The sequence below is a fragment of the Brevundimonas sediminis genome (genome assembly GCF_048799765.1).
Classification (GTDB): domain Bacteria; phylum Pseudomonadota; class Alphaproteobacteria; order Caulobacterales; family Caulobacteraceae; genus Brevundimonas.
On record NZ_JBLYQK010000014.1, the window covers coordinates 37,536 to 55,529 of the forward strand.

Genomic DNA, 17,994 nt, shown 5'->3' on the forward strand with positions numbered 1-17,994 from the left:
CCGCTAAAGGCGGCGGCTGATTTGCCGAAGAGCCATGCCATGACCGACCTTCCCGACCGCCTGTCCGTCGATCCCGACAGCAAGTTCCACGACGCCGACCTGCTCGCGCAGGGCATCGGCGTCCGCTTCAAGGGCGAGGAAAAAACCAACGTCGAGGAATACTGCATCTCGGAAGGCTGGGTCCGTCTGGCCGTCGGCAACCGCGTCGACCGTCGCGGCAAGGCCCTGACCGTGAAGCTGCAAGGCCCGGTCGAGGTCTGGATCAAGGGCGACGCCTGAGCGTCGTCCGGACCCGATGCGGGGACGTTCTTTCCGCGTCGGGAATGTGGGTCTAGGGTCCGGCTCCACCGTTGAGTCCCCCGGAGCCGTCATGCGTCTGTCCGCCCGTCTTCTCGCCGCCAGCGCGCTCGCGCTGGGCTTCGCCCTTCCGGCCGCCGCGCAGGACGCCGCCACCATCCAGCGGGCGGAGCGAATTCGTGACGCCGCGCTCGAACAGAATATCGCGCTGGACTACGTCACGCGACTGACGACGACCTTCGGCGCCCGCCCGGCGGGCTCGCCGTCGGAAACGGCCGCCGCCGAGTGGGCGGCGGGCTATATGCGTCAGCACGGCTTCCAGAACGTCCGCATCGAGACCTTCCCGCTGGTCGGCTGGGAACGGGGCGAGGAGAGCGCCTCCATCGTCGGGGCCCACCCCCAGCGTCTGGTCGTCGCGGCGCTGGGCCACTCGCCGGGCACCAATGGCGTGATCGAGGCCGAGGTGGTGCGTTTCACCAGCCTGGAAGCCCTGAACGCCGCCCCTGCCGGATCGTTGGCGGGCAAGATCGCCTATGTCGACGCCGGGCAGATGGTGCGCATGCAGGACGGCGCCGGCTACGGCCCGCTGACCCGCATCCGGGGCGCCGGTCCCGCCGCCGCCGCGTCCAAGGGCGCGGTCGCCTTCATCATGCGCTCGGTCGGCTCGGATGAGCACCGGATGCCGCACACGGGCACGACCCGCTATGTCGAAGGGCGCGTGCCCCTGCCGGGCTTCGCGCTCTCGGCTCCGGACGCGAGCCAGCTCACGCGTCTGATCACCGGCGGCGAGACCGTGCGTCTGCGGCTTTCGTCGACCGCCCACACCTATCAGACCGAGTCCCGGAACGTGGTCGGGGAGATCACCGGCGCCTCGCGTCCGGACGAGGTGATCGTGCTGGGCTCGCACATGGACAGCTGGGACCTCGGCACCGGCGCCATCGACGACGGCGCGGGCGGCGCCATCACGCTCGGCGCGGCCAAGGCCATCGCCGAGAGCGGCCGCCGCCCGGCGCGGACCGTGCGGGTGGTCCTGTACGGCTCGGAAGAGGTGTCGCAGCCGACCAATACCGGCAACGGCGGCGGCGCCTATCTCCGCGGCGTCGGCGCGGCGGTGGAGCAGCACATCATCGCCGGCGAGAGTGATTTCGGCGCCGACCGGGTCTACGCCCTGCAACTGCCGCCGGGCGCCCAGGACAGCGCCTTCCAGCGCGCCGCGACCCAGGTTCTCTATCCGATCGGCGTGCTGGCTTCGGCCGAGCCCGAACTGCACGGCGGGGCGGACGTCGGGCCACTGGCCGAGGCGGGGGTGCCGGTGTTCGGTCTCAGCCAGGACGGCACCCGCTATTTCGACCTGCACCACACCGCGGATGACACCCTGGACAAGATTGATCCGGAGCAGCTGAGCCAGAATGTCGCCGCCTGGGCCGCGCTGGTTTATCTGATCGCCGACTCGGACGTGGATTTCCGCGCCCTGCGCGCGGCCTCGGGGACTTCCGCGCACTGAGGAGCCGTCGCGAGCGTGGCGAAATTGGTAGACGCAGGGGACTTAAAATCCCCCGGCTTCGGCTATGCGGGTTCGAGTCCCGCCGCTCGCACCATCCCCGCGTCGCTGGCGGTCAGGCGCGCGGGACGCTAGAGACCGCCAGGACGGGAAGCGGGGCAGGCACGTGAACAAGGCGGTCAAGATCGACGATGTGGCGCGTCTCGCCGGCGTGTCGCCCATGACCGTGTCGCGGGTCATGAACCGCGCGCCGGGTGTGCGCGACAAGACCCGCGAGGTCGTCCAGGCCGCCATCGAGGAACTCGGCTATCGCCCCAACGCCGCCGCCCGCAACCTGGCCCGCGCCGGGGCGGGACGGCTGGGCATGCTCTATTCCAATCCCAGTGCGGGCTATCTGACCCAATTTCTTCTGGGAGCCCTCGAGGGCGCCCACCAGATCGGCGCCCAGCTGGTGCTGGAGAAATGCGACGCGGACGGCGACAGCGAGCGCGCGGCCGTGGCGCGTCTGGCCGAGGGCGGGGTGACCGGGATCGTGCTGCCGCCGCCGCACGGTGAAAGCTGGGCGGCCCTCGCCGCGGTCAAGGCGAAAGGGCTCGCCGCCGTGGCCGTGGCGCCGGGACGGTTCAAGTCCGATGCGCCGGCGATCCGCATCGACGACCTCGCGGCCGCGGCCGAGATGACCCGCTATCTGCTGGAGCTCGGCCACCGCCGCATCGGCTTTATCAAGGGCGCGGCCAACCAGACCGCCAGCGCCGAACGTCTGATCGGGTTCGAGACGGAGGTCGCCGGCTTCGGCGAGCCGGTCGAGGCCCTGATCGAGGCGGGGGCCTTCACCTACCGCTCGGGCCTGGACGCGGCCGAACGGCTGCTGGCGGCGGATCGTCCGCCGACCGCGATCTTCGCCTCGAACGACGACATGGCGGCGGCGGCGATCGCCGTGGCCCATCGGCGCGGGCTCGACGTGCCGCGTGACCTGACCGTGGTCGGATTCGACGACACGCCGGTGGCGCAGGAGATCTGGCCGGCCCTGACCACGATTCGCCAGCCGGTCGCGGAGATGGCCGAAATGGCCCTGCGTCTGCTGAGCGAAACCCAGCCCGGCGCCGATGACGGGGAGCCCGGCGTCCAGCACCTGATCCGGCACGAACTGATCGTCCGGGACTCCTCCGCCCCGCCCGCCGCCTGAGGTCGCAAACGCGCGCTTGACAGGGCGGCTTCTGTTCTAGGATGTTAGCGCTAACATTTGACGTCCTGCACGTATGGGGCGCGAGGGGGAAGCGTTGCGGATACTGGATCACCTTCCGGCCGACTGGCCCGAAGCGGTGCTGGCGGGGCGTGTGCAGACCGGGGACGGACCTTCGCCCGTTCTTGTCCGCGAGGGCCGTCTGATCGACGTCAGCCTGACCGCCCCCACCATGGCTGATCTCCTCGCCCGCCCGGACGCCGCCTCGGTCGAGGGCGTGGATCTGGGGCCTGTCGCCGACATGGATTTCCGCACCGCCTGGAGCGGCGGGGAGGTCGAACTGCTGTCGCCGGTGGATCTGCAGTGCATCAAGGCGTCGGGGGTGACCTTCGCCGTCTCGGCCATGGAACGGGTGATCGAGGAGCGGGCCCGGGGCGACTCGGCCGCCGCCGAGGGCATCCGCGCCGATCTGGGCCGTCGCATCGGCGGCGACCTGAGGGCCGTGCAGCCCGGCTCGGAGCAGGCGCAGGCGCTGAAGGCGGCCCTGATCGCGGACGGCATGTGGTCCCAGTACCTGGAAGTCGCCATCGGCCCGGACGCGGAGATTTTCACCAAGGCCCCGATCCTGTCGTCCGTCGGCTGGGGCGCCGAGGTCGGGGTGCGCGCCGACTCGGCCTGGAACAATCCCGAGCCCGAGGTGGTGCTGGTCTGCGATCCGGCGGGCCGGACCGTCGGGGCGTCGCTCGGCAATGACGTGAACCTGCGGGACATCGAGGGGCGGTCGGCCCTGCTGCTGGGCAAGGCCAAGGACAACAACGCCTCCGCCGCCATCGGGCCGTTCATCCGGCTGTTTGACGGCGCCTTCGGCATGGAGGACGTGCGCAACGCCGAGGTCCGGCTCGAGGTCATCGGCGCCGACGGCTTCGTCATGGACGGGACCAGCAACATGGCCCTGATCAGCCGTGATCCGGAAGAGCTGGTGCGTCAGGCGGCGGGCCCCAGCCACCAGTATCCGGACGGCTTCGCCCTGTATCTCGGCACCATGTTCGCGCCCGTCGATGACCGCGGCGCGCCGGGGCTGGGCTTTACGCACAAGGTCGGCGACCGCGTTCGCGTGTCGTCGCCGAAACTGGGGGTGCTGGAGAACAGTGTGACCACGTCGGACAAGGCGTCGCCGTGGGTGTTTGGAGTTTCGGCCCTGATGCGCAACCTGGCGCAGCGCGGCCTGCTGGGGGCGAGCGTATGAGTGCAGCGATCTATCCGTCGCTGAAGGGGCGGCTGGTGGTGGTCACCGGCGGCGGCTCCGGCATCGGTGCGGCCGTGACCGAAGGCTTCGCCCGACAGGGCGCCCGGGTGGTGTTCCTGGACATCGCCGTGGACGACTCGAAAGCGCTGGAGACGTCTCTGGCCGACCTGTCGCCCGCGCCGGTCTTCCATCACTGCAACCTCACCGACGTCGCGGCCCTGCAGGCCTGTCTGGCGGAAATCGCCAGGGCTCACGGGCCGATCGAGGTCCTGGTCAACAATGCCGCCAATGACGACCGTCACGCGCTGGCCGAGGTCACGCCGGCCTATTGGGAAGACCGGATCGCGGTGAACCTGCGTCACCTCTATTTCGCCACCCAGTCGGTGGCTCCGGCCATGCGGGCGGCGGGGCAGGGCGTGGTCTTGAACCTCGGCTCGATCAGCTGGCATCTGGGCCTGCCGGACCTGTCGCTCTACGAGACCGCGAAGGCCGGGATCGAGGGGATGACGCGGGCGCTGGCGCGCGAACTGGGCGTCGACGGCGTGCGCGTCGCCTGCATCGTCCCGGGCAATGTGAAGACCCCGCGCCAGATGAAATGGTACACCCCGGAAGGGGAGGCGGAGATCGTGGCGGCGCAATGCCTGAAGGGGCGGATCGAGCCGCGCGACGTGGCCGCCCTGGCGATGTTCCTGGCGTCGGACGACGCCCGCTTCATCACGGGACATGAGTATTTCGTGGACGCCGGCTGGCGCTAGACCGACTGTGAAAATCAGGGGCCGCAAGAGCCCCATCGAGGAGGATTGAGAATGGCAGGACCGACGGGGGGCTCAGGCCCTGACATCGCGGGCGACGACCGCGTCAACATCGGCTTCATCATCGCCATCGTGGCCGTCGCCACGATCGGCGGGCTTCTGTTCGGCTACGACTCGGGGGCCGTGAACGGCACCCAGGCGGGCCTGCAGGCGCAGTTCAACCTGGACGCCAACGGTCTGGGCTTCACCGTCGGCTCGCTGCTGATCGGCTGCGCGTTCGGCGCCTTCTTCGCCGGCCGACTGGCGGACCTTGTCGGTCGCCGCACCGTGATGATCGTGTCGGCGCTGCTCTTCCTGTTCGGCGCCCTGATCCAGGGCGTCACCGATGTGCACGCGATCTTCGTCGCCGCGCGCTTCGCGGGCGGCATGGCCGTCGGCGCGGCCAGCGTTCTGTCGCCGCTCTACATCTCGGAAGTCGCCCCGGCGAAGATCCGGGGCCGCATGAGCACCGTGCAACAGGTGATGATCATCAGCGGCCTGACCGCCGCCTTCCTGGTGAACTACTTCCTGGCCCAGAACGCCGGCAGCAGCCTCGGTGAGATCGCCGGGACGACCGCCTGGCGCTGGATGTACCTGGCCCAGGCCGCGCCCGCCGCGGTCTTCCTGCTGGCCCTGTTCCTGATCCCGGAAAGCCCGCGCTATCTGGTCATGAAGGGCAAGGACGAGGCCGCCCGCGCCGTCCTGACCCGCCTGTTCGGCGCCGAGGCGGCCGAGCGCAAGATCGGCGAGATCCGCGCCAGCTTCAACGTCGGCCACAAGCCCAGCTTCCGCGACATCGCCGGCAAGTTCGGCTTCCGCCCGATCGTCTGGGCCGGTCTGATCCTGGCCACCTTCCAGCAGTTCGTCGGCATCAACATCATCTTCTACTACGGCGAGACCCTGTGGCGTCTGGCCGGGGTGTCCGAGGAAGTGGCGCTGGAGCGGAACATCATCTCCGGCGCGGTCTCCATCGGGGCGGTGCTGCTGGCCCTCGCCGTGATCGACAGGATCGGCCGCAAGCCGCTGCTGCTCATCGGTTCGGTCGGCATGGCCCTGACCCTAGGCGCCATGACCTGGGCCTTCAGCGGCGCGGGCACGGATGCGGCGGGCAACCTGACCCTGGGCGCCACGGCCGGCCTCACCGCCCTGGTCGCCGCCAACCTCTACGTCATCTTCTTCAACTTCAGCTGGGGCCCGGTCATGTGGGTCATGCTGGGCGAGATGTTCCCCAACCAGATGCGCGGCTCGGCCCTGGCCGTCTGCGGTCTGGCCCAGTGGGGCGCGAACTATCTGGTCGTGCAGAGCTTCCCCGGTATGGCCGAGGGCATCGGTCTGGTCGGCACCTACGCCCTCTACACCATCGCCGCCGTGATCAGCATCTTCCTCGTCCGCTCCTTCATCAAGGAGACCAAGGGCAAGGAGCTGGAAGAGATGACCGGCTGACGCTTCTCCCCGAACGGAGTACGGCGGGCGGCGCTTCGGATGCCTATCTGAAGCGTCGCCCGTCGGGCTTCGATCTGTACGACTGACTTCTCCAAGGAATGCCTCCCATGACCGACACCCTCGAGCTTTCGCACTGGATCAACGGCGAGCGCGTCGGGGGCGATCGCCCGGCCGAGAGCACCAACCCCTCGGACACGCGCGAGGTCGTGGCCCGTACGCCGGACGGTACGGCGGCCGATGTCGATGACGCCGTGGCCGCGGCCAAGGCTGCCTTCCCGTCGTGGTCGGAAGCCTCGCCCGAAGCGCGCTCGGACGTGCTCGACAAGGCCTCCAACCTGCTGATGGAACGCAAGGAAGAGGTCGGCCGCCTGCTGTCGCGGGAAGAGGGCAAGACCCTGCCGGAGGGCATCGGCGAAACCGCCCGCGCCGCCCGCATCCTGAAATATTTCGCCGGCGAGGCCCTGCGCCTGCACGGCCAGAACCTGGCCTCGACCCGCCCTGGCGTGGAGGTCCAGACCTATCGCCAGCCCGTCGGCGTCTATGGTCTGATCACGCCCTGGAACTTCCCCATCGCCATCCCGGCGTGGAAGGCCGCGCCCGCGCTGGCGTTCGGCAATACGGTGGTGCTGAAGCCCGCCGGCCCCACCCCGGCCACCGCCGAGGCCCTGGTCGCCATCCTGCATGAGGCGGGTCTGCCCAAGGGCGTGCTGAACATGGTCATCGGGCGCGGCGGCGTCGGTCAGGCCATTGTCGATCACAAGGACGTCGCGGGCGTCTCCTTCACCGGCTCCCAGGGCGTCGGCGCGGGCGTGGCCGCGGGCGCGGTCAGGCGCCAGGCCCGCGTCCAGCTGGAGATGGGCGGCAAGAACCCGCTGATCGTTCTGGACGACGCCGATCTGGAGCGGGCGGTGAACATCGCCCTGGACGGCTCGTTCTTCGCCACCGGCCAGCGCTGCACGGCTTCCAGCCGTCTGATCGTGCAGGACGGCATCCATGACAAATTCGTCGCCCTGCTCGCCGAGAAGGTCGCCGCCCTGCGCGTCGGCGACGCGCTGGACCCGAACAGCCAGATGGGGCCGGCGGTCAGCGAGGCCCAGATGGAGACCTCGTACAAATACGTCGAGGTCGCGCGTGGCGAGGGCGCCCGGATCGTCACCGGCGGCGACCGTCTGCAGATGGAGAAGCCGGGCTGGTACGTCCAGCCGACCCTCATCGCGGACACGGTCGCCGACATGCGGATCAACAATGAGGAGGTCTTCGGACCGGTCGCCTCGACCATCCGCGTGAAGAGCTATGAAGAGGCGCTTGAGATCGCCAACGGCGTCGAGTTCGGCCTGTCGGCGGGCATCGTCACCAGCTCGCTGAAGCACGCGCGTGACTTCCAGCGCCGGGCGAAGGCCGGGATGACCATGGTCAACCTGCCGACCGCGGGCGTCGACTACCATGTGCCGTTCGGCGGGACGAAGTCGTCCAGCTATGGCGCGCGCGAACAGGGCTTCGCCGCGGCGGAGTTCTTCACCTCGATCAAGACCAGCTACAGCGCGGGCTGATCCCATGGAGATCGGAACGGAACCGGTCCTCCTGTGGGATTTGCAGGCTGAACTGGGCGAGGGGCCTGTCTGGGACGACCGTCGTCGCTGCGTCTGGTTCGTCGATATCAAGGGCCGTCGTCTGCACCGCTACGGCGTTGACGACGGCGCCCGGGACAGCTGGGACGCGCCGGAGCAGATCGGCTTCGCCCTGCCGGCCGAGGACGGCTCGCTGATCTGCGGCGTGCGCGGCGGCCTGCACCGGTTCGATTCGGAAACGGGCGACTTCACCCTGATCGCCCGCGTGGAGGAAGACCGGCCGCAGAACCGCATCAACGACGGCTTCGTCGCTCCCGACGGGACGCTGTGGTTCGGCACGATGGACGACAGTGAGGAGACCGTCTCGGGCGCCCTGTATCGTTGGCGGGATGGTCAACTGACCCGACACGACGACGGTCACCGGGTCACCAACGGCCCCGCGCTGAACCCCGATGGCACGGTCCTCTATCACCACGATACGACCGAGAAATGCATCTACGCCTTCGACCACTCGGACGGTGAACTGGCCAACAAGCGGCTCTTCGCCAGAACCGTCGACGGCTATGCCGACGGCCCGAGCATGGACGCGGACGGCGTATTGCACGTCGGGCTGTTCAACGGCTGGGGCGTGGCCCGCTTCGCGCCCGACGGCGCGCCGCTGGAGAAGATCGAGCTGCCGGTGCAGACCGTGACCAAGGCGGCGTTCGGCGGGGACGACCTCAGGACCCTGTTCTGCACCACGGCCTGGCTGGGCAATGCGGACAAGCGGACCGAACAGCCGACCCTCGGCGGTCTCTATGCGCTGCGCGTGGAAAGACCCGGCCTGCCGCAGGCGCGGGTGAGGCTGTGATCGAACTCCGTCGCGGGGGCTGGAGCCTGATCCTGAGGCCCGAGATCGGCGGGGCTGTCAGCGCCCTGACCCGTGACGGGGTCGACGTCCTGCGGCGGATGCCGGACGGCTCGACGGATGTGCTGGAGGCGGCCTGCTTCCCGCTGACGCCCTGGGCCAACCGGATCGCCGGAGGACGGTTCACGTTCCAGGGGCGCGGGATCGATCTGCCGGTCCTGCCCGCCTTCGCCCCCCATGCCCTGCATGGCGACGGCTGGATGAGCGCCTGGTCGGTTGAGGCGCAGAACGAGACCTCTGTAACCCTGCTGCACCGTCATCAGCCCGACGGCTGGCCCTGGGCCTATGAGGCCCGTCAGGTCTTCAGCCTGACCGGCGAAGGGCTGCATGTGGCCCTGTCGATGACCAATCTGTCCGATTCCGCCATGCCCGCCGGGCTCGGCCTGCATCCCTACTTCCCGGTGAGCCCCGACACACGGCTGACCTTCAAGGCCTCACAGGTCTGGGGCGGAGGTGAGGACGAGGTGCCGACGAGCCTGTTGCCCGTATCGGCGGTGCAGGACTGGGCGGCCGGTCCCCGCGTGGCCGACGCGCCGTTCGTGGATCACGCCTACGTCGGCAGCGGCCCCGCGGTGCTGACCGACGGCGACCGGACGACGACCGTGACCGCCTCGGCCAACGCCGGCTGGCGGCACATCTACGCGCCCGGCGCCGACTTCTGTTGCATCGAGCCGGTCACGCACCGCCCCGACGCGGCCCATGCCCCGGCTGACGAGGCCAGCGGCTGGGCCGTCCTCGCGCCCGGCGCCGCCCTGTCGATGGAAATGAAGATCACGGTCGGCTGACCCCCCGGGGGATCAGCCTTCCCCTCAGTGGTTGTCGCGGGGCAGACCGAACTTGTCGACGATCCGGTGGTACTTCACCGCCGGCTCCAGCACCGCGCCGGTCTCCAGCTGGCCGACCATGCCGCGCTGGAACTCCTGCCAGGGCGTCTGGGACTCAGGATAGGCGTAGCCGCCGGCCCGTTCGAACGCCTCGCGACGCGCGGCCATTTCCTCGCCGGTGATGAGGACGTCGACCTTGCGGGTCTTCAGGTCCACCCGCATCCGGTCGCCGGTTTGCAGCAGGGCGATGTTGCCGCCGGCCGCCGCCTCGGGCGAAGCGTTCAGGATCGACGGCGAACCCGAGGTGCCCGACTGGCGACCATCGCCGATGCAGGGCAGGGCGGTGACGCCCTGTTTGATCAGATAGGCGGGCGGCCGCATGTTCACGACCTCCGCCGCGCCCGGATAGCCGATGGGGCCCGCCCCGCGCATGATCAGGATGTGCTCGGGCGTGATGCCCTCGCCCTCGTCGTCGATGCGGTGGTGGTAATCTTCCGGTCCGTCGAAGACGACGATCGGTCCCTCGAAGGCGTCCGGGTCCTGCGGGTTCGACAGATAGCGGTCGCGGAACTCGGCGGAGATCACGCTGGTCTTCATGATGGCGCTGTTGAAGACGTTCCCGCTGATGACCAGGAAGCCGGCGTCATTGACCAGGGCGGTCTCGAAGGTGCGGATCACATCGGGCAGGACGATCTCGGCGTCGCGGCAGTTCTCGCCCATCGTCCTGCCGTTCACGGTCATGGCGTTCTCGTGGATCTTGCCGTGCTTGATCAGCTCGGCGACCACGGCGGGGACGCCGCCGGCCTGGTGATAGTCCTCGCCCAGATAGGCGCCGGCCGGCTGCAGGTTCACCAGCAGCGGCGTGTCGTGGCCATGGTCTTCCCAGCGCTGCAGGGGCACATCGACGCTGGCGTGGCGGGCCAGGGCGGTCAGGTGGATCGGGGCGTTGGTCGAGCCGCCGATGGCCGAGTTGATCACGATGGCGTTCTCGAACGCCTCCCGGGTCAGGATGTCGGAGGGCTTCAGGTCCTCGCGGACCATGTCGACGATCCGGCGACCGGTCTCATAGGCCATCTGCCCCCGCTCGCGGTACGGCGCCGGGATGGCGGCCGAGCCGGGCAGGGACATGCCCAGCGCCTCGGCCAGCGAGTTCATCGTCGTGGCCGTGCCCATGGTGTTGCAGTATCCGACCGACGGCGCCGAGGTCGCGACCAGCTTGATGAAGCCGTCGTAGTCCAGCTCGCCCGCGGCCATCATCTGCCGGGCCTGCCAGATGATGGTGCCCGAGCCGGTGCGCTGGCCCTTGTGCCAGCCGTTCAGCATCGGGCCGACCGACAGGGCGATGGCCGGGATGTCGACGGTGGCCGCCGCCATCAGACAGGCGGGCGTGGTCTTGTCGCAGCCGATGGTCAGGACCACGCCGTCCAGCGGATAGCCGTACAGAAGGTCGACCAGACCCATGTAGGCCAGGTTGCGGTCCAGGCCGGCGGTCGGGCGCTTGCCGGTTTCCTGGATCGGGTGAACCGGGAATTCCATGACGATGCCGCCCGCCTCGCGGATGCCTTCGCGGACGCGCTTGGCCAGCTCGATGTGGTGCCGGTTGCAGGGGCTCAGGTCCGAGCCGGTCTGGGCGATGCCGATGATCGGCTTGCCGGACTGGAGCTCCTCCAGCGTCAGGCCGTAGTTCAGATAGCGCTCCAGATAGAGCGCGGTCATGTCGGGGTTGTCCGGGTTGTTGAACCAGGCGCGTGAGCGAAGCGGCTTTTTCATGTCAGTCAGTTCCAGCCGCCGTCGACGACATAGTGTTGGTTGGTGACCGCCGAGGCGTCGTCCGAGGACAGGAAGACCACCACGCGGGCGATATCGTCGGGGACCAGCGGACGCTTGATGCACTGGTTGGCGTAGATTTCCTTCTCGGTCTCGGGCGTCACCCAGAGCTCGAGCTGGCGTTCGGTCATGATCCAGCCCGGAGCGACCGCGTTCACCCGGACCCCGTGCTCGCCGAAGTCCCGGGCCAGCGACCGGGTCAGACCCAGCACCGCGGACTTGGACGCCGTATAGGCGGGCATGCCGCCTTGACCGATGATCCAGGAGCAGGAGCCCAGGTTCACGATCGCGCCCTTCTTCGCGGCGATCATGTCCGGAAGCACGGCCTGGGAGGCGAAGAACTGGTGCTTCAGGTTCACGGCCATCCGGCCGTCCCAGTACGCTTCCGTGACTTCAAGGGTCGCGTGACGTTCGTCATGGGCGGCGTTGTTGATGAGGATGCCGATCGGACCGAAGCGATCACGGACCCGGGCGATAGCCGCCTTCAACCCGGCAATGTCGGTCACATCGCACGACACGAACTCGACCGCCGGAGAGAGGGCCTCGGCCAATGCCTCGCCGCGAGCGACATCCAGATCCAGCACCCCCACCCTGGCGCCCTGGGCGACGAAGGCGCGGGTGATCGCCTCGCCGATTCCGCCCGCGCCGCCGGTCACGATAACCGTCGCGCCTTCAAGATCCGGATAGATCGCCATTTCGCTCCCGCGTCCCGCAAGGGGTATCGGCCAGGGTTTTATTCTTGGCCTGATTTTTGTGCGTGAAAAATGACGACGGGGAGGGCGTTCGTCAACGGCGCATCGGGGTCAGGTCGCAGAATGACCCATCTCGCCCGAGATGGCCGCCGCCGCCCGACGCAGTTGTTCGGTGGCGTCCGCCATGGACCCGACGGCGGGAGTCCGTTCGATGTAGGGGGTGATGAGCGTCGCCAGAATGCCCTCGGCGCCGATGATCGGGGCGACCAGGTCGGTGACGCCTTTCACGAAGTCGCTGGGCCGTTCGGCATGTCCCAGGGTCGCGGCGGTCTCTGCCGCCGCGACATAGTCCGCCACCTGCTTCCTGCCGTGGCGCGCGGTCAGGCTTTCCCGCAACTGGGCGCGGGTCCGCTCGCTGGCGAAGCCGTAGAACAGCAGGCCCGAGGTGGCCTCGATCACCTTGCGGCGGTAGCCGATGCGAACAGAGTAGCCGAGATCGCCGGGCGCCTCGATCCGGGCGACCACGACAATCTGGTCCCCGGAGCGCACGACCAGATGGCAGGACTGCACGGTCGCCTCGGCCAGTTCGCGCATGTGCGGCAGGGCGGCCTCGACCAGATCCTTGGCCGGGCCGTGGGCGATGCCGAGCGTGAACAGCCGGTTGGTCAGCCGATAGCCGGAGGCGGTCGGCTCGATATAGCCCCGGAACTCCAGCACCTGGATCATGCGGAACAGCTCGCTGACCGACCGGCCCAGCAGGGCTGACATCTGTGACGGCGTCAGCGGCGCGCCGTGCTGGGACAGGAGTTCCAGAACGTCCAGGCCCTTCTCCAGCGCGGGGGCGCGGTATTTGCGGCCGTCGTCGTCAGCGCTGTCCAGCATGGAATCTCCCTCGGACGCCAAAGTCATACTTTATCACCTGTAAAAGCGATTGCCGATTGTGAAAATTGGACCTAGCGTCCCGGCTTCGAGCCGAAGACGGCCGGGGGAAACGATACCATGACGCTGGCGCCCATCGACCTGATCCTTCTCGCGATCTACGCGGTCTTCATCTTCGCCCTCGCCCAGTGGGTTTCGCGCGACAAGGGCGGGGCCCAGAAGGACTCCACCGACTATTTCCTGGCGTCGCGAAATCTGCCGTGGTGGGCCATCGGCGCCTCTCTGATCGCGGCCAATATCTCGGCCGAGCAGATCATCGGCATGTCGGGATCGGGCTATCTCATCGGCCTGGCTATCGCCTCCTATGAATGGATGGCGGCCCTGACCCTGCTGATCGTCGGCAAGTGGTTCCTGCCGATCTTCCTCGCCAACAACATCTACACCATGCCCCAGTTCCTGGAGCAGCGGTACGGCACGACGATCCGTAACGTCATGGCCGGCTTCTGGCTGGTTCTCTACGTGTTCGTGAACGTGACCTCGATCCTGTGGCTGGGCTCCATCGCCGTGACCACGGTGACGGGGCTGGACCAGATGTGGGCCATCGTCGCCATCGGCGTCTTCGCCCTGGCCTACCAGCTCTGGGGCGGCCTGAAGGCCGTGGCGCTCACGGACATCGTCCAGGTGACCCTGCTGGTCGCGGGCGGGCTGATCATCGGCTTCATCGCGCTCAGTCAGATCGGCGGCGACGCGGGCGTGCTGGGCGGCTTCAGTCGCCTGACGACCGAATTCCCCGAGAAGTTCGACATGATCCTCTCGCCCGACAGCCCCTACTTCAAGGACCTGCCCGGCATTTCCGTCATCCTCGGCGGCATGTGGATCATGAATCTGAGCTACTGGGGCTTCAACCAGTACATCATCCAGCGGGCGCTGGCGGCCCGGTCGGTGCAGGAAGCGCAGAAGGGCATCGCCTTCGCCGCCTATCTGAAGCTGCTGATGCCGGTGATCGTGGTGCTGCCGGGCATGGCGGCGCTCATTCTGGCTCCGGGCCTGCCCAAGCCGGACCAGGCCTATCCGACGATGATGAACCTGCTGCCGATCGGGCTGAAGGGCATCGTCTTCGCCGCCCTCATGGCTGCGGTCGTCGCTTCGCTGGCGTCCAAGATCAACTCCATCGCCACCATCTTCACCCTGGATCTCTACGCCAAGGCCAACAAGGGCGCGTCCGAGAAGCAACTGGTCCTGGTGGGGCGGATCGCGGCCGTCGCCGCCATGGTGATCGGCGTCATCGCCGCGCGCCCGCTGCTGGGCGGGTTCGAGCAGGGCTTCCAGTACATCCAGGAGTTCACCGGCTTCTTCACGCCCGGCATCGTCGTGATCTTCATGCTGGGCATGTTCTGGCCGAAGGCGTCGCAGGCCGGCGCCCTGACCGGAGCGATCCTGTCGGTGGTGCTGTCGGGCGTCTTCTGGTGGCTGCAGTCGACCGGGGCCTTCACCATGCCCTTCATGAACCGGGTCGGCGTGGTCTTCATCGCCTCCCTGCTGGCCGCAATCCTGGTGTCGTTCGTCGCGCCCCAGAAGGAGACGACCCTGCCGATCAGCTTCGCCGGCGTCAGCTACAGGACGACGACCGGCTTCAACCTTGCGGCCCTCGGCGTCATTGCCTTCCTGATCGCCGTCTACGCCATCTGGTGGTGACGGCGGTCAGCGGGGCGCGGCCTGCACCGCGCCCCGGATGAAGGCGTCGTGGGTGGGCATGCGCTCGACCCCGTCACGGATCATCGCCCGCATCCGGTGAAGCCGCTCCCGGGTGACCTCCAGCGGCAGGACCTCGGTGATCGGGTCCGCCCGCTCGGGCCGGACGCCCTGGCCCAGCAGCACGGCGATCCAGCTGGTTTCCTGGAAGAGCTCGTCCTCGAACCGGAACACCCGGCCCCGGCTGCGGAACATCTCCATCTTCCGTCGCAGGCTGTCCGGAATGTTCATGGCGCCGACCTGTCGCCACAGCGGCGTGTCGGTGCGCGACGTGGCCTTGTAGTGCAGCACCACGAAGTCCCGGACCCGCTCGTACTCCAGCTGTGACAGGTGGTTGTAGTTGTCGATGTCGGGCTGCGAGAAGCCTGTGTCCGGGAAGCTGAGCAGCAGTCGGGTGATCGCCGTCTGGATCAGGTGAATGCTGGTCGACTCGAGCGGCTCGAGGAAGCCGGAGGACAGGCCGATCGCCAGGCAGTTCCGGTTCCAGGCCTTCTTGCGACGCCCCGTGCGGAAGCGCAGCAGGTTGGGCTCGGCCAGAATTTCACCATCAACCAGTCCGCGCAGCCGGGCGGCCGCCTCGTCATCGCTGATGTGGTCGCTGCAGTAGACATAGCCGTTGCCGGTGCGGTGCTGCAGCGGGATGCGCCACCGCCATCCGGCCTCCAGCGCCGTTGAGCGCGTATACGGGACCGGCGCCTCGACCCGGGCGCAGGGCAGGGCGACGGCGCGGTCGCAGGGCAGCCAATGGGTCCAGTCCTCATAGCCCGTCTTCAACGCCCCTTCGATCAGCAGGCCGCGGAAGCCCGAGCAGTCGATGAAGAAGTCCGCCTCCAGGACGCGTCCGTCTTCCAGGATGACGGATCCGATGTCGCCGTTGGCGGCGAGCCGGACGTCTGCGATCCGGCCCTCATGCCGGGTCGCGCCGGCCCGCTCCGAGCGGCCGCGCAGATAGCGGGCGTAAAGGGAGGCGTCGAAATGGAAGGCGTAGGCCATGGCCGCGTTGACCGAGCGGGGATCACCCTGCGGTCGGGCGAACCGGCCCAGCCGCGCCGCCATCGCCGGTGCGGAATAGGCGTCCAGATCGTCGTCCAGCCCAGCCGCATTGAGCCTCAGCCAGTACTGATGGAAGGGCGCGGCGTCGACGCGGGAGCCGTACTGGCCGAACGGATGGAAATAGGCGGCGCCCTTGCGGAACCAGTCTTCAAACTGGATTCCCAGTTTGAAGGTCGCCTGGGTTTCGCGGAGGAACTCGTTCTCGTCGATCCCCAGCAGGGCGTTGAACAGCAGGATCGGCGGAATGGTCGCCTCGCCCACGCCCACCGTCCCGATGGCTTCGGACTCGACCAGTTCGACCTGCACGGATCCGCGCAGGACATGCGACAGGGCGGCGGCGGTCATCCACCCGGCGGTCCCGCCGCCGACGATCAGGATTTTCCGGATCGGTTCAGGTTTCGGGTTCATCGGGCCTCGGCCTTCATCTGGACGCCACGGAGGAACTCGAGCCGGTCGGGGAGGGTGGCGGTCGCCCGGGCGATGAGGTCCGACACGCGGGTCGCCTGCATTTCCACCGTCTCAAGGTCGAGGCCCGAGACCTGCGGCGCCGACTTGCGCGGCCAGACCCCGAGCCCCGTCAGAACCGAGGTCCAGCTGGCCTCGCGGAAGGAGTCATGGTGCGTCGGATCGATCTCGCCCCGGGCGCGGAACAGGGCCAGTCGTTCCGCCAGGCTATCCGGCGGCGGGGTCTCGCGGCAGTAGGCCCAAAGGGCTCCGTCGGGCCGGGCCGCCAGATGATAGTGGACGATGATGAAGTCCCGCACGCCGATCCATTCCAGCTCGGTGCGCCGGTTGTACTCGGCGATCAGGACGGGATCGAAGTCGCGGTCCGGGAACAACTCCAGCAGTCGGCCGATGCCGGTCTGGATCAGGTTGATGCTGGTCGACTCGAGCGGCTCCAGAAAGCCGGAGGCCAGGCCGAGGGCGACGACATTGCCCTTCCATGCCGCCCGCCGCCGACCGGTGACGAAACGCAGCCGGTTGGGCTCGGCCTCCGCGGGGCCCTCCAGCCCCGCCACAAGCTCGTCGAGCGCGGCGTCGTCCTGGATGAAGGCGCTGGAATAGACATAGCCGTTGCCGACGCGGTGCTGCAGCGGAATGCGCCAGCACCAGCCTGCGGAGGCGGCGCGAGCGGTCGTGCAGAGGTCCGGCGGGCGCGCGGCGCGGGTCGGCAGGGCGATGGCCCGGTCACAGGGCAGCCAGCGGCTCCAGTCCTCATAGCCCGCCTTCAGGGCGCCCTCGATCAGAAGCCCGCGGAAGCCGGAGCAGTCGATGAACAGATCCGCTTCGAGCCGACGGCCGTCTTCAAGCCGCACCGCCCGGACCCGGTCCTCCGCCGTGTCGACGGCGCTGATCCGACCCTCCAGCCGTGTCACCCCCGCCGCCCGGGCCAGGGTGGACAGGCGTCTTGCGAACAGCCCGGCGTCGAAATGATAGGCGTAGGAATAGGCGGACAGGATGGAGCGCGGATCGGCTTCCGGGCGCGCGAACCGTCCGGCGGCGGCCATTACCGACGGGACGGACCACGGCTCCAGGCTGTTCAACCGGCCGGCGGCCTGCAAACGGAACAGATGTTGACGGTAGGGCTGGCCCTGCACCTCGGGGCCGTGGTCGCCGAAGCCGTGGAAATAGCGCGAGCCGTTCCCCATCCAGCCCTCGAAGGCGATGCCCAGCTTGGGCGTCGCCCCGGTGCTGGCCATGAAGTCCGCTTCATCGAGGCCGATCGAGCGGTTGAACTGGCGGATCGGCGGGATGGTGGCCTCACCGACGCCGACCGTGCCGATGGCGTCGGACTCGACCAGTTGTATGACGGGACGTGCGGGTTCGGGCAGGGCGCTGAAGGCCCGGGACAGAGCCGCGGCGGTCATCCAGCCGGCGGTCCCCCCGCCGACGATGAGAATGCTCGCGATGCGGGGATCAGTGTCGCCCATATATCCTCCGGCCGATCTGACGCCGGCTCCGGAGCTACTGAACGCCATAGCGGCGCCGTCGCGCAAGCCGCAGAAATGGTAGCGCTAACAGAATTTACTT

15 protein-coding genes and 1 tRNA gene are annotated in these 17,994 nt (G+C 68.5%); 11 read left to right on the top strand and 5 right to left on the bottom strand.

Going from position 1 to position 17,994, the window contains the following annotated elements; all coding sequences use genetic code 11:
• Window positions 1-39 precede the first annotated feature (39 nt).
• From ACLQ7T_RS09660 to ACLQ7T_RS09705, 10 genes are all read left to right on the top strand, one after another.
• Window positions 40-279 (top strand): DUF3297 family protein, encoded by a 240-nt coding sequence (locus ACLQ7T_RS09660; RefSeq protein ID WP_141626120.1) that lies wholly within the window; start codon window positions 40-42, stop codon window positions 277-279.
• A gap of 91 nt (window positions 280-370) precedes the next feature.
• A complete protein-coding gene (locus ACLQ7T_RS09665; RefSeq protein WP_420479244.1) occupies window positions 371-1,801 on the top strand; it encodes a M20/M25/M40 family metallo-hydrolase in 1,431 nt (476 codons plus the stop codon).
• A 9-nt stretch (window positions 1,802-1,810) separates the two neighbouring features.
• Window positions 1,811-1,895, top strand: a tRNA-Leu gene (locus ACLQ7T_RS09670).
• 69 nt (window positions 1,896-1,964) lie between these two features.
• On the top strand, window positions 1,965-2,984 hold the full coding sequence (locus ACLQ7T_RS09675) for a LacI family DNA-binding transcriptional regulator (protein WP_420479245.1): 1,020 nt from the start codon (window positions 1,965-1,967) through the stop codon (window positions 2,982-2,984).
• A 94-nt stretch (window positions 2,985-3,078) separates the two neighbouring features.
• Complete coding sequence (locus ACLQ7T_RS09680) at window positions 3,079-4,227, top strand: fumarylacetoacetate hydrolase family protein (protein ID WP_420479270.1); 1,149 nt, start codon at window positions 3,079-3,081, stop codon at window positions 4,225-4,227.
• A complete protein-coding gene (xylB, locus tag ACLQ7T_RS09685; protein WP_420479246.1) occupies window positions 4,224-4,982 on the top strand; it encodes a D-xylose 1-dehydrogenase in 759 nt (252 codons plus the stop codon). The genes ACLQ7T_RS09680 and xylB overlap by 4 nt, the downstream gene beginning before the upstream one ends.
• 51 nt (window positions 4,983-5,033) lie before the next feature.
• A complete protein-coding gene (locus tag ACLQ7T_RS09690) occupies window positions 5,034-6,461 on the top strand; it encodes a sugar porter family MFS transporter (RefSeq protein ID WP_420479247.1) in 1,428 nt (475 codons plus the stop codon).
• Between the two features lie 107 nt (window positions 6,462-6,568).
• The gene (locus ACLQ7T_RS09695; protein WP_420479248.1) at window positions 6,569-8,011 is read left to right on the top strand and encodes an aldehyde dehydrogenase family protein; all 1,443 of its coding nucleotides are present in this window, start codon (window positions 6,569-6,571) and stop codon (window positions 8,009-8,011) included.
• A 40-nt stretch (window positions 8,012-8,051) separates the two neighbouring features.
• The gene (locus ACLQ7T_RS09700) at window positions 8,052-8,879 is read left to right on the top strand and encodes an SMP-30/gluconolactonase/LRE family protein (RefSeq protein WP_420479249.1); all 828 of its coding nucleotides are present in this window, start codon (window positions 8,052-8,054) and stop codon (window positions 8,877-8,879) included.
• Window positions 8,876-9,721: an aldose 1-epimerase gene (locus tag ACLQ7T_RS09705; protein ID WP_420479250.1), complete on the top strand. Its 846-nt coding sequence runs from the start codon at window positions 8,876-8,878 to the stop codon at window positions 9,719-9,721. The genes ACLQ7T_RS09700 and ACLQ7T_RS09705 overlap by 4 nt, the downstream gene beginning before the upstream one ends.
• Before the next feature lie 24 nt (window positions 9,722-9,745).
• Here the strand turns inward: ACLQ7T_RS09705 and ACLQ7T_RS09710 are convergent, their stop codons facing one another.
• The 3 genes from ACLQ7T_RS09710 to ACLQ7T_RS09720 form a co-directional block, all read right to left on the bottom strand.
• The gene (locus tag ACLQ7T_RS09710; protein WP_420479251.1) at window positions 9,746-11,530 is read right to left on the bottom strand and encodes an IlvD/Edd family dehydratase; all 1,785 of its coding nucleotides are present in this window, start codon (window positions 11,528-11,530) and stop codon (window positions 9,746-9,748) included.
• A 5-nt stretch (window positions 11,531-11,535) separates the two neighbouring features.
• Complete coding sequence (locus tag ACLQ7T_RS09715) at window positions 11,536-12,282, bottom strand: SDR family NAD(P)-dependent oxidoreductase (protein ID WP_420479252.1); 747 nt, start codon at window positions 12,280-12,282, stop codon at window positions 11,536-11,538.
• 108 nt (window positions 12,283-12,390) lie between these two features.
• The gene (locus ACLQ7T_RS09720; protein WP_420479253.1) at window positions 12,391-13,161 is read right to left on the bottom strand and encodes an IclR family transcriptional regulator; all 771 of its coding nucleotides are present in this window, start codon (window positions 13,159-13,161) and stop codon (window positions 12,391-12,393) included.
• A 117-nt stretch (window positions 13,162-13,278) separates the two neighbouring features.
• Here ACLQ7T_RS09720 and ACLQ7T_RS09725 point away from each other — a divergent pair, with 117 nt between their 5' ends.
• Complete coding sequence (locus ACLQ7T_RS09725; protein ID WP_420479254.1) at window positions 13,279-14,853, top strand: sodium/sugar symporter; 1,575 nt, start codon at window positions 13,279-13,281, stop codon at window positions 14,851-14,853.
• 6 nt (window positions 14,854-14,859) lie between these two features.
• Here the strand turns inward: ACLQ7T_RS09725 and ACLQ7T_RS09730 are convergent, their stop codons facing one another.
• Together ACLQ7T_RS09730 and ACLQ7T_RS09735 are read right to left on the bottom strand one after the other, a co-directional pair.
• Window positions 14,860-16,371 (bottom strand): tryptophan halogenase family protein, encoded by a 1,512-nt coding sequence (locus ACLQ7T_RS09730; protein ID WP_420479255.1) that lies wholly within the window; start codon window positions 16,369-16,371, stop codon window positions 14,860-14,862.
• Window positions 16,368-17,894, bottom strand: a complete 1,527-nt coding sequence (locus tag ACLQ7T_RS09735; RefSeq protein WP_420479256.1) for a tryptophan halogenase family protein — start codon at window positions 17,892-17,894, stop codon at window positions 16,368-16,370. Before ACLQ7T_RS09735 ends, ACLQ7T_RS09730 begins: the two co-directional genes overlap by 4 nt.
• Window positions 17,895-17,994 lie beyond the last annotated feature (100 nt).